Here is a 15039-nt window from a genome sequence, read left to right as displayed (position 1 = left end):
AAAAAATGTATGTCTTGATTTGACTAATAAGGTGAATTATTTGGCTTCTCAAGGTAGGAGAGTGCATAGCGGATAATGATAAGAATCTGCAGTGGCATAAGAAAAAAGCTTACAAATGGAATGAAGCTAGGCAGATATGCCATAAGCGCACAGAGATAATTTTGTGCTGAAAATTTTTGCAAACTCTCAAATTGCTCCTTATTCATCGTGCAACTTCCCACATCATAGAAATTGCGTCTTTTGAAAAAGAAAAATCCTAGTATAAGAGGGATAAGAGTGCCACACAACGGGATAAAATACAAAGGAATACACACGATAAGCAAAGCTATAAAAATACCCCCATCTTTGAAAAAAACTAACATATCGCTTACAAGATTCCCAAAGGGCTGCAAATGGATATGAGAAAAATCTTTCTTATGCACAAATTTTACAAGTAATGGCGTATAAAAAAGGGCAAAAAAGAGACTAGTAAGCAAGGTGAGAATCCCCACACACAAGCCCAAAAACAGATATATGCTTAAGACATATAAAAAACTCAGCACCCGTGCCCAAAGAGCCGCATTTACACTAAGATTTGCAATCCACTCTGGGCTTAAATCTAGCACATATTGATAAAAACTTGCCCCACAAAAATACAAGATACTGCCCACAAGCAAAATATTGCATATCACAGGCACACACACAAGAGATAGAATCTTCGGGCGCAAGAAATCCGCAAGGCTTTGTCTAAGAATGTGTAGCATACTCATAAAAATTTATTGCTTAATCCCTAGCAAGGTTTCTATCATTCTATCAATGGTAGTAATCACTTTTGCATTTGCCGCATAGCCACCTTGAAACTTGATGAGATTTACCATCTCTTCATCAAGGCTCACTTGCGATATAGCTAAATGCTCCTTTTTGACAGCAGATAGCACAGAATCTTTTGTTTCTTTGGTGCGTTGGGTAGCTTCGGTTTGATTAGCTACACGTCCAGAGAGGAATTGAAAATATTCAGAGATTCTCATCTGCTGCTTATCGTATTTATTGGTGTAGAAATCTACATCTTCATATTGAAGCTGCTGCATCATATTTGCCACATCAAAGTTCCCATTTACCGGTGTGAGCCACGGACGTATAAGGGTAGCATCTTTAGCATATTCGCGATGAAGCGTAATATTATGGGCATCTTCCCCATCAAAAAACTTATTCAAACCAAATGCTCCTGTGAAATTCGTGCCATTATCTTGGATAGCCACATAAAGCCCTTGCGAAGGGTTTTTAGCAAGGATATTAAATTCTCTTGTGCCATTATCATAATAAGCGCGGAAGTAGTCATCAACATCATTAAGGGCATTATTGTCTTTATTATCATCAGTATTTGCGTTGATAGCACGGACAACATCATTCATTGTAGTAGTCTCATCAATATGGATTGTTTTGCGCCCGATTTCCTCACCTTGTGCACTGTATATGACAATATCAAAACTCCCTGTTTTAATATTATAATTACTATCCACAAGAGCATTCAAGCTCCACACATCAATCTTATCGCTGCGAATCTGCATAGCTGCACTTTGAGAGTAAATATTATTGGTTGCCTCAATGAAGCCCTTTGCAAAAATATCAAGCTGATTGATATAATCTTGAATCTTCCCCACACGTGTGCCATCAGCCCCAGAATTATAGAGGCTAATAAGCGAGCCAGCCTTGCCTTGCACGATTTTATCAGTGATTTCAACGATTTTAAAATCATCACCCTGAAAATATACACGATTAAGATTGAGATGATTATCATCTTTTTTTAGGACGATGGGATGGAACATCGCGCCATCGACAATATTAAACCCAAAGCCGATATTTAAGACATATTCATCATCAAAATCCGCTAGTTTAGGGTGGATAGATGCACGAGAGTCTAAGTGATTTTTAAACACATTCGCACCTATAAGCGTTTGAAGATTAAACTCTAGCTCATCGCGCCTATCGCGTAACTCATTGGCTTGTTTTAGCTCACGTTGGTCTTCCATTTCTTTTAATTTTCCATTAATATGTGCAATTTCTTTGGCTAAACGATTGACTTCGTTGATAGTTACCTCAAGTTCTTCATTTACCTTTTGCTGCAATCTTACAAGCCTTGCTCGTGTGTCTTGAATATTATGACTTAAAACTTGGGCATTTTTTGCTAAAACCTGCTTTTGTGCGGGATCTGTGGAGTTTTTCGCTAAATCTTTCCACGCATTAAAATACTCTTCTAAATCATTATAAATCCCTACACCATCAACTTCAGGGAAAAATGCCGAAGCCTCACGCAAGGTAGTAAAATGTGTATCATAATATTGGGCTTCTTCAGCAGCCTTGCGATAGCGGTTAAAGACAAATTCATCGTGGATTCTCTGTATGGTTTCAATACTCACACCTCTGCCAAGATTATAGTCTTGATAGTAAAGCGGTCGTTCAGGACGGACAAGCACACGTTGGCGGCTATAAAATTCATCACTTGCATTAGCGATATTATTACCGGTTACATCAACCATAAGTTGATGTGCCTGTAAGCCCGTATAAGAAGTATTGAGAGAGGAGAGAATGCCACCCATAAGTTTTGCCTATACTTGGATTTTCAGTAAATGGCTTTGAGTACGTTGATGCTCATAACCATTGCTCTCGTGGGGGATTATGCGTTGGATAAGTGAATTGTAAAATTCAGCTACGGCAAAAACACTTTTTGCATAATTGGCATTGAGTGTTTTAAGCGTTTCTAGCTCATCTCGCATCGAGTCTAAAAGCGCGCTTGTCTGCTCATCAAGCAAATCTTTAAGTGCTTTATGTGGATTTTTTTCACACAATATAAGCATTTCCTGCTGAATAAGAGATTTTTTTTCTTCAAATGCTTTCACAAGATTATCTTTTTGCTCTAATCGCCCAAAAATCGCTTCGTGATGAGCCGCTTGTATATCTTTATTATCAAGTTGGGTAAGATGTATAAGCGTTCTTAAATCGGCTATTGCACCATTAATGTAAGTATGTAGCATAGTATAAGTCCTCTATATGCTCCATTGCTACATCAAAAAAATGCTTTGAGAGAATGGAGGAGTTTTTTAGAGGTTAAGCAAATTTGATGCCATTTTTTGGGCAGTTTGCCGTAAATCAATTTTGTATTCACCATTTTTGATTTGCTCTTTGATTTGCTCTGCTTTTGAGAGTTGTGCTTCTTCTTTTGCTTTGATTTCGTTGCTCTCATTTTGTTTGTTGAACATTTCTCTATTGAGGACATTTGCAGCTTGAATGCCTGTATTCACACCATTTATCATAGGACACCTCTAAGTAATTTAATTTTTTTTAAATAATTTCATTTCAAATCGGCTAAAGTATAAAAAAATTTAGCAATTTGTATTATTTTACATACTCTTGCATTTCTTGCTTAAAATCTTTGAGCGATGTTACATTTTTTGAGTTGCCATCGGATTCAAAAAGTGGAGCATTCGTATCGGCACGATACGTCCAAATTCCAAGCAAGAGTAAAACATACAAAAACGCAATAAAACTAAGTGTAGGAAATAGCCAATTTTTTAAACCTGTGCTCATTTTATCTCCTTATTTCGTATCTCAATGCAATTGTAAGATGCTATGCAAAAAGAGTGCCAAGACAAAGCCTATTTTAACATTTTTATTAAAATTTTTATACTACAATCCTAGGCTTATTTAAAGAATGGCTAAAGTTAAGCGCTGGGCGTATGGCTTGTAAGGTATTTGTATGAGAAAAATTTTTATGTTAGTGAGCGTTTGGAGCAGCTTGTGTTTTGGAGCAGTGGCTCATTCTCAAATATGGGAGGTAGGCTATACATTTTTTGCATTTTTTCAAAAATACAATATTCCTACAAGTTTATATTATAACCTCTCTCCAAAAGATAGAGAACTAACTTCAGAAATTTATGCTGGAGTTACATACTACACGCTTTTAGATGATGATGGTTCTTTGATTCAGGCTCTTATTCCCATAGGCGATGGTATGCAGATTCACATCTTTAAACGCGATGGGGCATATATGCTTGATTTTACGCCTATGATTTATTTTGAACAAGAGCAGATAGTAAGCCTCTTTGTTCAAAAATCCCCCTACCAAGATTTACTTGATATGACGCACGATAAGGGCTTGGTGAGCGAATTTTTGAACGCTTATAAAAATAGTGTGAATTTTCGTAGTATTTTAAAAAACGATAGATTAGCAGTGATTTATGATCGTAAATATCGTTTAGGCAAGCCACTTAAAAATGCGAATATCAAAGCGGCTGTAGTAGAAGTAAATAAAAAACCTCATTACATTTTTCAATATAAGAATGGACGCTATTACAATAAGGAAGGTAAGGAGATTCAGGGATTCTTGCTCCAAACGCCTGTAGCAGGGGCGAGAATAAGCTCAAGATTTTCACTTGGGAGGAAACACCCTATACTTGGCACAATCCGCCCACATTATGCGGTGGATTATGCTGCACCTACGGGGACTCCTGTTGTAGCAGCCGCCGATGGAGTAGTCATCTTTGCGGGCAAAAGAGGAGGTTATGGGAATCTTATTGAGATTCGCCACGAGGGTAACCTTAAAACACTTTACGCACATTTAAATTCTTTTGCAAATGGAATAAGGGCTGGTAAAAGCATCAAACGTGGGCAAATGATAGGACGTGTGGGCAGCACAGGGCTAAGCACAGGACCACATTTGCATTTTGGCCTGTATCGTAATAATGTGCCTATTAATCCCCTATCAAGCGTAAAAGCAGTAAGTAAAGAGCTGCAAGGCAAAGAGAAAGAAGCTTTTCTAGCACTCACAGAGCATTTTATGCCGCATTTGCAAGATGCACTCAATAAAAGTGTAAATGCTATTACATTAAGTGAAGGAAATTTGCCCGATAAGCATTCGCAAATAAATGCAGAATCTAACACACAAAATGCTCCTATACAGCCAACCACTCCATCATCAATCAATAAGCAATGAAAACACTCTCACATATCAGCGATATACATTTTTGTGAATGCGTGGATTCTATATATATCAAGCCCCACCGTATGCGCTATCGTGAAAATGGCATAAATCGCTGCTGGGATTTTATACAGAGCCTAGATTCTGTGGCGATTGTGATTTATCACAAAGAGGCAGATAGCCTACTTTTTGTCAAGCAATTCCGCCCTGCAGTCTTTGCAAAAACATTGCATAATGATACATCTTTAGCCCATATAAGCCAAGAATCTCTAGCCTTAGGCTATACGTATGAGCTATGTGCTGGACTTGTCGATAAGCAGGGCAAAAGCCTTATGCAAATCGCACAAGAAGAGGTACAGGAGGAATGCGGCTATAAGGCAGATTCATTAGAGCATATTGCGACTTTTGCCACTGCTGTGGGGCATAGTGGAGCAAAGCAAACATTATTCTATACTTGTATTAGTGAGCAGGATAAAATAAATGAGGGTGGAGGCGTTGATGGTGAAGTAATAGAATCTGTGTTAGTTAAGGTAAGTGATGTAGAATCTATTTTATATGATGAAAAAATTGTCAAAACGCCCGGTTTAGGATTTGGAGTGCTGTGGTTTTTACGCCATTATGAAAGACTTAAACAAGAAGCAATGAAATAAGGAGATGCAATGCGACTTATATTAGGATTGTTATGTTGTATGGGATTGGCTTATGGGATTGACACAAGTCCTGCAAGCACACATATTACAGAAGTTAGCTCAAAAGAAGTAATCTTCCCTGCTAAAAATCTCAAAGTAGGACAAAGTGGCGTTATCCTTACACGTAAAGACAGCTATAATGTAATTATCGCTGATGTGCAAATCACGCGCATTAAGAACAATGTGGCATATGCAGACTATACAGCCTTTGATAGCATTAAGCAAAAGTATCTCCCCACACCCATCGCCAAGCCTAGGCAAGGCGATGTAGTGCTTTTTAATGGATTCTATAATAAAGCCATTGCTATCGCCCCTGACCAAGAGAGTTATAACAAGATTCTCTCAACGCCCTCACAAACGCAATTCGCACATATCGATTTATTTAGTGCATTTTTAGCAAAAGATGGTATTAATGACCCCAAACAAAAGCATTTTCAAGCATTTTGTAAAGCATATAGTATAGGTTTGGTGTATATATTTGCCTCAAATGGTATCAACGTGCTTGATTGTCAAAGTTTTGCAATTTTAGAGGAAATCCCTATGCAAAAGCCGCAGCTCACGCAAACACAAGCTCCATTTTTCTCACGCATTGCTAATATTGATACAGGCTCACTAGCAAGTAAATTGCGCTCTAAAAAATCGCGCCAATTTTTTAGCTATTATGATGGGCTATTAAGCCAAAGTCTTAAAAAATTTCATTCCACAGATAAGGAGTAGCTATGCTTGATAAAAGCCATATTCAAACCCTAAAATCTATCGTGGGTGAGGAAAATTGCTATGATGATAAGGCGCATTTGGTGGCGTATTGCTATGATGCTACACGTGAACGTTATGAGCCTGAAGCAGTGGTATTCCCACGTAATGAGGCAGATGTAAGCGCTATCTTAGCCTATTGCAACACACACAAGATTCCTGTTATTCCTCGTGGCGCAGGGAGTGGATTCACAGGGGGAGCATTGCCTGTAAATGGTGGTATTATCCTTGCGATGGAACGATATTTTAATCGCATTTTAGAGATCGATGAAAAGAATCTTGTTGCAAGGGTGCAGCCTGGAGTTGTCAATAAAGCCTTCCAAGAGGCAGTAGAAAAAAAAGGATTGTTCTATCCGCCAGATCCAGCCAGTCAGGAGTACAGCACACTTGGGGGTAATGTAAGCGAAAATGCCGGCGGTATGCGTGCGGCAAAATATGGCATTACAAAGGATTATGTGATGGCATTACGTGCTGTGCTGCCTAATGGCGATGTGATACGTGCGGGCAAAAAAACGATTAAAGATGTTGCGGGATTTAATGTCGCTGGGATTTTGATAGCTAGCGAGGGAAATCTTGCTGTGATTACAGAGATTACGCTTAAGCTTATTGCCAAGCCTAGATTGTCGCGTTCAGCAATGGGCGTATTCCCAAATATAGAGTCTGCTATGAATGCAGTATATAAAACAATGGCAAGTGGTATCACACCTGTGGCGATGGAGTTTTTAGATAATTTAAGCATACGCGCAGTTGAGGAGCGATTCCACAAAGGGTTGCCCATAGACGCAGGAGCGATACTTATCACGCAGGTTGATGGAGACTTGACAGAGCAGCTTGACTTTCAACTCAATATATTAAGTGATAAATTTAAAGAAAATGGTTGTATTGATTTTAGAATCGCAAAGAATGATGAGGAGACACAGAATTTGTGGTTTGCAAGGCGCAATGTAAGTCAAAGCATTACCATTTATGGCAAAAAGAAGCTCAATGAAGACATTACCGTGCCTCGCTCATCTCTCCCTGCATTGCTTAGCGAAATAGGCAAGTTAAGTGAGAAATATGGCTTTAAAATTCCCTGCTTTGGACATACCGGTGATGGCAATGTGCATGTAAATGTAATGGTAAAAGACCCAAGCGATAAAGCCGTACTGCAGAGAGGATATGAGTGCATAGAGGAGATTTTCAAAATAGCTATTAGCCTAGAGGGGACATTGAGTGGAGAGCATGGTATAGGGCTATCTAAAGCCCCATTTATGCGCCTGGCATTCAGCCAAGCAGAGATGGATTTGTTTGCACGTATTAAAAAAGCCTTTGATCCAAACAATATTCTTAATCCTGGTAAAATGGGACTTCCTCTCTAATCCTTTTGGTGGATTAAGAATATTACAAGTGGGTTTTCTCATTTGCGTAAAAACACAATCACACAAAATGCCCACACTCCTAAGCTCTAGTCTACCTTAAAGTTTTTTTTGGAAGTGTGAATGCAGCACGAAGCATAATAGATTAGAGAATCTAACCTTAGAATCTCACTTGATAACCAAACGAAGTGCGGTTATCAAGTGTATCCTTTAGGCGCACACGAGAGGCTTTGTCTTAAGTGTGCAAGACCTTTTGCAGGTGTGGATTAGCACTTCGTGCGAATGCAGTAGCTTTAGCTGCAATAGCAAAGGCATAATAGACTAGAGAATCTACCTTAAAAACTCACTTGATGAATAAAGCGTAGCTTTAGTTTTGCCCTTGCGGGATTTGCTACGCTGCATAAGTGTATCCTTTTGTCCTTAAGGGCTATCGCCCTTTGCGAGATTAAATCCCTTCGGGATTGAATGGTGCGAAGCAGATTTTATATCTGCAAAGCAAGACCCTTGCGGCGATTACATCGCAACAGCAAGGGCATAGGATAGACTAGAGAATCTAAGATTATTACTCAAGGCAAAAAATATTTTTAAGGTGTATATATTAACTAAGTTAATAGTTTTCTTTTACTTTTCTACAATGCAAATCCACCCAACAAACAAAACCCATAAAGTTTTCACACTAAAGTGCCATACGGATACGATCATAAAGCATATCCATATTTTGCTCAGGGATAAATTCCATACCCATAAGCTTACCTTTAGAGACAATGTCCGAAGGTGGAAGTTGCTGCACGATGACGCAAAATACAGTCTTAGGATTAGGATCTTGACTTTCTTTGTAAGTTTTAATAAAGCCTAGTGCGGAGACATTGCCGATTTTCTCATCAATCACAACAATATCTTGAGGATTTTGTATAAGATTTTTTAGTGCATTGAGCGGGTCGCTATCTGTGGTGATAAGCAGACTTGAATCGATTTTTTCAATCACTTGGCGATATTTGGCAATATTCACAGCTGTCTCACGCACGATCAAAAGACTTTTGCGATTGGTTGTTTCTAAATAATGCAATAAGTCAAAAAGTTCCTTTGAGCGTGCAGAAAGCTTAGATTTGTCTAGTCCGCGCAAAAAGTAGCGCAAAAATGTCTTTGAGCTAAAACTCCCTTCAATACGTGAGTTGCTAAAAAAGTGCTTTACATTATGGCTAAATTTAGCTCGACTCCATAAAGTGGTATCAAAATCATACGCCTTTGTGTCAAGTAAGGCAAGAAAACGGCTTTTAATATCATTTGTCATAGGGGTATAAACAGAACCAAAGGCAGTCAAATGCTCTTCTCTAAATCGTTTCATACGTGCATTTTCACTCACTAATGCGTCCTTTTGATTCCCAATAAAATTGAGCAAATCCACATATCGCTTACGCATTGCTTTCACTTCTTTTTCCACTTCTGTATATTCTTTGCTACCTTTATCATCGCGCTTGCCTAGAGCCTTTTCCCCTTCAGCGAGGGAGCCATTAAGGGAGTTAGTTTGAGCTTGAGCATTGGCAAGGGAGCTTTGAATCTCATCAATATGCGTAACTGTTTTATTATATTCTACCTGTCGGGCAAGAAATATCGTTTCAAAGGCATATTGGAGTGTGTATTGTGTCTTTTTATGATAATTTTCATATTCTTTGGAAAGAAAAACAATTTCTTGCCTCAGCTTTTTTAAAGCTTCATTTTCTATATTAGCATCCATTGCACATAAATCATTATAGGCAGTGAGTAAAAAGCGGCGCATACGGATAAAATCAAGCTTTAGATGACCAGTTACATAATCTTTATATTTAGCAAGTATTTCATTTTCGCGCATAAAATACTCTTCGATACAAACACGTGCTGGTTTAGTTACAGGTATCTCATCAGGATCTACGGGTTTTGGTTTGAGATGGATTTTCACCACCTTTTTCATCTCTACGACAAATTCTACCTCCACCCCCTTTTGCAAATCGCTGATTTCATCTTCCCATAAATCAAAGGCAAAATCAAAAACGCGTTTATTCAAGTCTTGTTCAACTTGCGCTATTTGCGTTTGTGAATCTATGTCAATGATTTTTCCATATAGCATACTAATCCCTCAAATCCTAAAATAAACATAAGCTGGCATTATACCTTAATAATATTTGCAAATCTTTTAAATATGTAACTTAGGTTATGTCTCTAGCTCATCTTGATCTATTTTAATGCTTCTTGTCTGCGCCCACGCGTAAATGGCTTTAAGCATTTCTGTATTGTCGCTTTGATTGGGGCTTAAATGTGTAAAAATGGGGGGTAGGATACGTGTAGGTGATTTGGATTGAATCTTTGCCTTGACAAGCACGAGATTCGCCTCCCTATCGCGTAAGGAATGCACAAATTGCATTACATCAATATGGAATCCACTTGATTGAGCTTCGTGGATAAACTCTACACACAATCTTGCATCATAGCACATACACATTACACCATTAGGTTGTAAAATACGTTTGATACGTTTAAACAAAAGCGGAAGTGGTAAAAAGTGCTGAAAACGTGCCATATTCTTACGCTCATTGTCTCCAAACAATGCACCTTGAGTGTAAAATGGTGGGTTTGAGATAAGAAAATCAAACTTTGTATGAGGGTCAAAATTTAAAAAATCCATACAATGCACCACTCCCTCAAAAGCGTGACTGTTTTTAGCTGCTAAAAGACTCATAATTCTATCTTTCTCTACAAGATGGAGTTGTGGTTTTCCGCCAAGGGATATAATCTCTCTAGCGCATAATATCCCTAGAATCCCACTCCCTGCTCCTACATCTACAATACTAAAATGTTTTTTGAGAAACTGCTTTGCAAAATACGCAAGGATAAGACTATCAGTATTATAACAATAGCCATTTTTGAGTTGATAAATATCTATTGCAGCCATAAGGCAATGTCCTCCCCTAAAGTCATTTGGTGTAAAAGCGTGAATCTACCACTAAAGGAATGCGTCAAATACTCTCCCTCTGCGTGTTGTGCTTCTAGGGATTGATGAATAAGTAGCATATCAATGTTTTTTCTCAAGGTGGCAAGTAGCTCAAAACCCCCCTCGATAATCACAAATCCCTGAAGATTCTCTATCTCTCTAGGGTTATCGCTAAAGTGTATGCGATGTTTGAGGGCATTATAAGAAGTTTCAAGCATTTTAGAAACTCTATAAGAATCTTGAGAATCCGCACAAGTAGAGGCTTTAAGAGATTCTAAAGACTTTTGTATGCGTGAGAGAATAAACACTTGCGGGGTTGCTAAGCTATTATAAGGAGGTATGGCATATCGAGCATTAAGCAAGGGATTATCGTGTCTTAGGGTATTACCCGAGATACATATATAGTCGCACACACTGCGTTGATTATGTGTGAAAATCTGTGCATCCTGATGTGATATATGCCCATTTTTATAGCTTCCATCAAGCCTTTTAGCGAGTTTAAAAAGTGTAAATCTGCCCTTATTACGCAATGTATGAAATGGTAAAAGGAGTGATTGGGCGATATGTTGCACAGCTGGGGATTGGACATAAAAGGCATTAAGATTATGCGTTAAGAGATGGGTTAATCCTCCTGCGGCTAGAGAGTGTGATTCACACATTGCAATACATACTTTGGCAAACTTTAATGCAGCGACAAGCGCGGCACAAGGAGGCGTTTTGCCCTGATGATTGCAAGGCTCTAGGCTCACATACAAAGCGCATTGCTGAAATATACCCTGGTGATGACTTAAAAGATAATGGTGTATATCCTCGCTTTTTGTAAGGTTTAGAATCTGCTTATCTCCCGTGAGTTTATAGTAAGCTGCCTGTATGGCTAAAACTTCAGCGTGAGGACTTCCTGCAATGATATGCACCCCTGTGGCGAGAATCTCCCCATTTTGTGCCACTACTATCGCTCCCACACTTGGATTAGGCAAGGCGAGTGTTTGGTGCTGCCACGCCAGAGCGCAACAATAATGCAATAATAATTCATCACTAGAGCGCAAAAATCACCTTCGCTTTCTTAATATCCGCAAATGGCAGATGTATGGGGTTTTGATGGGATTGTATATCTATGCCTTCTTCATTTACATTAAGCAAAATGCCCTCAATAATGCTTTTATCGCCAAGCTTAACGCTCACATACTCCCCAAGCGAATATGTATAATGTGTAAAAGTCTTTAACGTACGCTCTAGCCCCGGAGAACTCACTTCTAAATAATAACTATCTAAGTTTGATTCCTCCACATCAAGCAGGGGCGAGATAAGCTCACTTAAAGTTTGGCAATCCTGCAGGGTAATGGCAGATTCATTAGGAGATTTAGGCATTTGCATAGGGGCTTTGCGAGTAATGGAAATACGCAAAATAGGGCGATTATCTTCTTTAAGCATATCAATATCATAGATATATAGCCCAAGATTTGCAGCGAGTTTAGCAATTTTATCCTGTGTGTGAAGTGAAAGCATAGTATTCCTTTAATGCTTATCTTTAGCAATTTGCGCAAAGATAGCATCTAGGTTATTAGTGTGATAAAGAGAATCATCAAAGCTAAAGCGCAAATTCGGCGCACGAAACCACTGTGTAGCGCTCATTACATACTCTTTGAGAATTCCTTGTGCCTTATGAAGCTTATGCAAAATCTGTGTGCGCTCCTCACCACTCAGTGCTGAACCCTCAATAAACACCTCTGCGCTTTGTTTGCCCCTAGAGCATTTCACGCCTGTAATGCTAAGGCTATTAATCTGCGTATCGCTAAGCTGTGAAAGCGCCTCGCTTAACACTTCAACAAGCAGAGATTCTAAACGTTGCTGCTTAATATTCATCTGGCACCTCCATTTTTCTTAAATCATAGAATCTTGCGCGATATGCCTTAAATTGCCCTTGCAAAATCGCCTCCCTAGCACCCCTAGCAAGACTTAAATAATAATGCAGATTATGCAAAGTCGCTAAGCGATGATAGGTAATTTCATTTGAGCGGAAGAGATGACAGAGATAAGCACGACTATAATGGCGGCAAGTGTAACAATCACATAGGCTGTCTATAGGCGATTCATCATTGATAAACGCAGCGGATTTGATATTGATTTTACCAAAATGCGTAAAAAGCGTGGCATTTCGGGCATTTCTTGTAGGCATAACGCAGTCAAACATATCCACACCTAGCGCGATAGATTCTATAATATTTTCCGGTGTGCCTACGCCCATAAGATAACGCGGCTTGTGTGTAGGCATAAGGGCTGTGGTATGCGCGATGCACTCATACATCGCTTTAGTTTCCTCCCCTACCGCTAATCCACCAATGGCAAATCCATCAAAATCGCCCATATTAACAAGTTGTTGTGCCGAGAGTGTGCGGAAATGTGGACTTGTGCCACCTTGGATAATAGCAAAAAGATTATTTGTAGTGCTTCTACCCTCTGCCTTAGCCTTTTGATGATATGCAAGGCTTCTTTGCGCCCACATACTTGTGCGATTGACAGAATCTGCTATCCTCTCATCACTCGCAGGTAGCCCTACCAAATCATCAAGCACCATCATAATATCACTATTGATGGCGTATTGTATATCAAGGGCAAATTCGGGTGAGAAAAAATGCTTTGAACCATCGATATGGGATTTGAAGCTCACACCCTCATCGGTGATTTTTGTATTTTCACTTAGGCTAAAGGCTTGAAATCCTCCGCTATCGCTTAAATAACTGCCATTAAAAGCGCTAAAGCGATGAATGCCCTCAAAGGTTTGCAATCGCTCTATGCCCACACGTAAGTACATATGATAGGTATTTGCAAGGATAATCTTTGCGTCTAAAAGTTGAGACATATCACAGCTATCAAGCGCCTTTACACAGCCCTGTGTACCAACGGGCATAAATACAGGTGTTTGCACTTGGGAATGAGAAAGAGTGAGGTTTAAGGCTCTAGCTTTGCCATCTTGTGCTTGGAGGGCGCAGTGCATATTGCCCTACTTATGTGAGGAGTGTGAATCTAGCGTAGGGTTGCTACTTGTAGCACAATCTTTTGCGTATTGTGCGGCGATATGTGCGGCTTTGATAAACGCTCCTCTCACTCCGCATTCTTCTAACGCGCTTAAGCCTCTAATAGTCGTGCCTCCCGGGCTAGAAATAGCGTATTTTAACTCGCTAGGGCTTTTATGGGCTAATTCTTTAGCAAATCCTGCAAAGCATTGTTTGACTAAAGCTTCACTTTGAGCGTGTGTAAGTCCTTCAAGCACTCCTGCGTCAATGAGCGATTCCGCTACAAGTGAAAGGAAAGCTATCGCGCTGCCACTTGTGGCAATGCTAGATTCTATAAGTATTTCATTATCTACCCGCACGGCAGAACCAAAAGATTCTATAAATGCCCGAATCTCTCTCTGCAATATGGAATCTAAGTTATTTTGATGGCAATAGTAAAAGGCTGTCGCGGAGGATTTGCTATGTGCGGCGATATTAGGCATTAAGCGGATTATACAATGAGATTGTATATGAGATTGTATAGAAGCTATACCCACTCCTGCTAGGACACTATATACATTATCTGCTTTACCTTTAAAAATAAAGCTTTCTAATCCTTTTGGCTTGGTGCAAAGCAAAATATCTTTATTCTCACAATCAAGCACATATTGCCCTTGCTCCTGTGTGGTTAGAAATGCCTGTGCGTTGAGATGGTTGCTGGAGATGAAATTTTGTATTTTTTGTGAATCTCTGCCGCTAATAAGGAGATGGTAGTGTTGGGCAATAAAAGTATTTTGCGCGAGAATGGCTTTTGCCATATTGCCATAGCCTACGACAAGGAGCATTTTCATTGCTTAGTATTATCTCTCACAAGTGCAGAGTCTTCACCCTTTTGGGCTTCTTCTTTATCATAATAATTACCGATAGATTCATTAAGGCTATACATAGGATATTGTGTGCTATCAAGCACGACTTGCGCCATTGTGAGATTGTCAAAATTAAATACAAGAGGAGCTAGGAAGTTGATTGTGGAGCGCTCAATAGGCTTTTGAATCACCATAATATTAGCAATGAGCAAATTTTTTGCATTCTCTAAATCAAGCAAGATTTTAATGCTTGAGGGGACATCAAACTCATATTCACGTAATAAAAATGGATTGACAAGCGTAAAATGAGGCACTTCGCCATCGACATTATAAAGCTTCATAAACAAATCATCAATTTTTTCAAGCTTCATTTTTGTTACATTTTCAAAACCTAGAATGGGCGATTTGACGTCAAAAACCATATTTTTGCTCCAAATGTATGTTGGATTTATACTTAAAATCGC

Annotated in this window: 17 protein-coding genes; 4 read left to right on the top strand and 13 right to left on the bottom strand. The window is 39.2% G+C overall.

The features are described from left to right. Positions 1–23: 23 nt before the first annotated feature. From QZ289_RS07020 to QZ289_RS07000, 5 genes are all read right to left on the bottom strand, one after another. The gene (locus tag QZ289_RS07020) at positions 24–749 is read right to left on the bottom strand and encodes an EI24 domain-containing protein (protein ID WP_295700914.1); all 726 of its coding nucleotides are present in this window, start codon (positions 747–749) and stop codon (positions 24–26) included. A 6-nt stretch (positions 750–755) separates the two neighbouring features. Continuing rightward, complete coding sequence (flgK, locus tag QZ289_RS07015) at positions 756–2576, bottom strand: flagellar hook-associated protein FlgK (protein WP_295700912.1); 1821 nt, start codon at positions 2574–2576, stop codon at positions 756–758. 9 nt (positions 2577–2585) lie between these two features. Then, the gene (locus tag QZ289_RS07010; RefSeq protein ID WP_295700910.1) at positions 2586–3011 is read right to left on the bottom strand and encodes a hypothetical protein; all 426 of its coding nucleotides are present in this window, start codon (positions 3009–3011) and stop codon (positions 2586–2588) included. A gap of 66 nt (positions 3012–3077) precedes the next feature. Beyond that, positions 3078–3290, bottom strand: coding sequence for a flagellar biosynthesis anti-sigma factor FlgM (locus QZ289_RS07005; RefSeq protein WP_295700908.1), 213 nt, complete (start codon positions 3288–3290; stop codon positions 3078–3080). 82 nt (positions 3291–3372) lie between these two features. After that, positions 3373–3564, bottom strand: a complete 192-nt coding sequence (locus tag QZ289_RS07000) for a hypothetical protein (RefSeq protein ID WP_295700906.1) — start codon at positions 3562–3564, stop codon at positions 3373–3375. A 169-nt stretch (positions 3565–3733) separates the two neighbouring features. Here QZ289_RS07000 and QZ289_RS06995 point away from each other — a divergent pair, with 169 nt between their 5' ends. The 4 genes from QZ289_RS06995 to QZ289_RS06980 are packed head-to-tail and all read left to right on the top strand — an operon-like array spanning position 3734 to position 7754. Beyond that, positions 3734–4969, top strand: coding sequence for a peptidoglycan DD-metalloendopeptidase family protein (locus tag QZ289_RS06995; RefSeq protein WP_295700904.1), 1236 nt, complete (start codon positions 3734–3736; stop codon positions 4967–4969). Continuing rightward, positions 4966–5604 (top strand): NUDIX hydrolase, encoded by a 639-nt coding sequence (locus tag QZ289_RS06990; protein ID WP_295700902.1) that lies wholly within the window; start codon positions 4966–4968, stop codon positions 5602–5604. The genes QZ289_RS06995 and QZ289_RS06990 overlap by 4 nt, the downstream gene beginning before the upstream one ends. 9 nt (positions 5605–5613) lie before the next feature. Beyond that, positions 5614–6360, top strand: a complete 747-nt coding sequence (locus QZ289_RS06985) for a plasminogen-binding N-terminal domain-containing protein (protein WP_295700899.1) — start codon at positions 5614–5616, stop codon at positions 6358–6360. A gap of 2 nt (positions 6361–6362) precedes the next feature. After that, positions 6363–7754: an FAD-linked oxidase C-terminal domain-containing protein gene (locus QZ289_RS06980; protein ID WP_295700897.1), complete on the top strand. Its 1392-nt coding sequence runs from the start codon at positions 6363–6365 to the stop codon at positions 7752–7754. Positions 7755–8427: 673 nt separating this feature from the next. On the opposite strand, the gene QZ289_RS06975 is transcribed toward QZ289_RS06980, so the two are convergent. The 8 genes from QZ289_RS06975 to fliW form a co-directional block, all read right to left on the bottom strand. Beyond that, positions 8428–9855 (bottom strand): hypothetical protein, encoded by a 1428-nt coding sequence (locus QZ289_RS06975; RefSeq protein WP_295700895.1) that lies wholly within the window; start codon positions 9853–9855, stop codon positions 8428–8430. A gap of 84 nt (positions 9856–9939) precedes the next feature. Continuing rightward, positions 9940–10677 (bottom strand): methyltransferase, encoded by a 738-nt coding sequence (locus tag QZ289_RS06970; RefSeq protein WP_295700893.1) that lies wholly within the window; start codon positions 10675–10677, stop codon positions 9940–9942. Beyond that, positions 10665–11762 (bottom strand): bifunctional diaminohydroxyphosphoribosylaminopyrimidine deaminase/5-amino-6-(5-phosphoribosylamino)uracil reductase RibD, encoded by a 1098-nt coding sequence (gene ribD, locus QZ289_RS06965; RefSeq protein ID WP_295700891.1) that lies wholly within the window; start codon positions 11760–11762, stop codon positions 10665–10667. Before ribD ends, QZ289_RS06970 begins: the two co-directional genes overlap by 13 nt. Further along, positions 11752–12222 (bottom strand): ribosome maturation factor RimP, encoded by a 471-nt coding sequence (rimP, locus tag QZ289_RS06960; protein ID WP_295700889.1) that lies wholly within the window; start codon positions 12220–12222, stop codon positions 11752–11754. The genes ribD and rimP overlap by 11 nt, the downstream gene beginning before the upstream one ends. 9 nt (positions 12223–12231) lie before the next feature. After that, positions 12232–12579, bottom strand: coding sequence for a 30S ribosome-binding factor RbfA (gene rbfA, locus QZ289_RS06955; RefSeq protein ID WP_295700887.1), 348 nt, complete (start codon positions 12577–12579; stop codon positions 12232–12234). Further along, complete coding sequence (gene tgt / locus QZ289_RS06950) at positions 12569–13711, bottom strand: tRNA guanosine(34) transglycosylase Tgt (protein WP_295700885.1); 1143 nt, start codon at positions 13709–13711, stop codon at positions 12569–12571. Before tgt ends, rbfA begins: the two co-directional genes overlap by 11 nt. Positions 13712–13717: 6 nt before the next feature. Then, positions 13718–14560 (bottom strand): pyrroline-5-carboxylate reductase, encoded by an 843-nt coding sequence (locus QZ289_RS06945; RefSeq protein ID WP_295700883.1) that lies wholly within the window; start codon positions 14558–14560, stop codon positions 13718–13720. Continuing rightward, positions 14557–14997, bottom strand: a complete 441-nt coding sequence (gene fliW / locus QZ289_RS06940; protein WP_295700880.1) for a flagellar assembly protein FliW — start codon at positions 14995–14997, stop codon at positions 14557–14559. Before fliW ends, QZ289_RS06945 begins: the two co-directional genes overlap by 4 nt. Positions 14998–15039 lie beyond the last annotated feature (42 nt).

Origin of the sequence: uncultured Helicobacter sp., from assembly GCF_910577135.1 — a bacterium.
Taxonomy (GTDB): domain Bacteria; phylum Campylobacterota; class Campylobacteria; order Campylobacterales; family Helicobacteraceae; genus Helicobacter_C; species Helicobacter_C mastomyrinus.
Note: the sequence above shows the minus strand (reverse complement) of the source record. Positions and strands in the feature narration are given on the sequence as shown.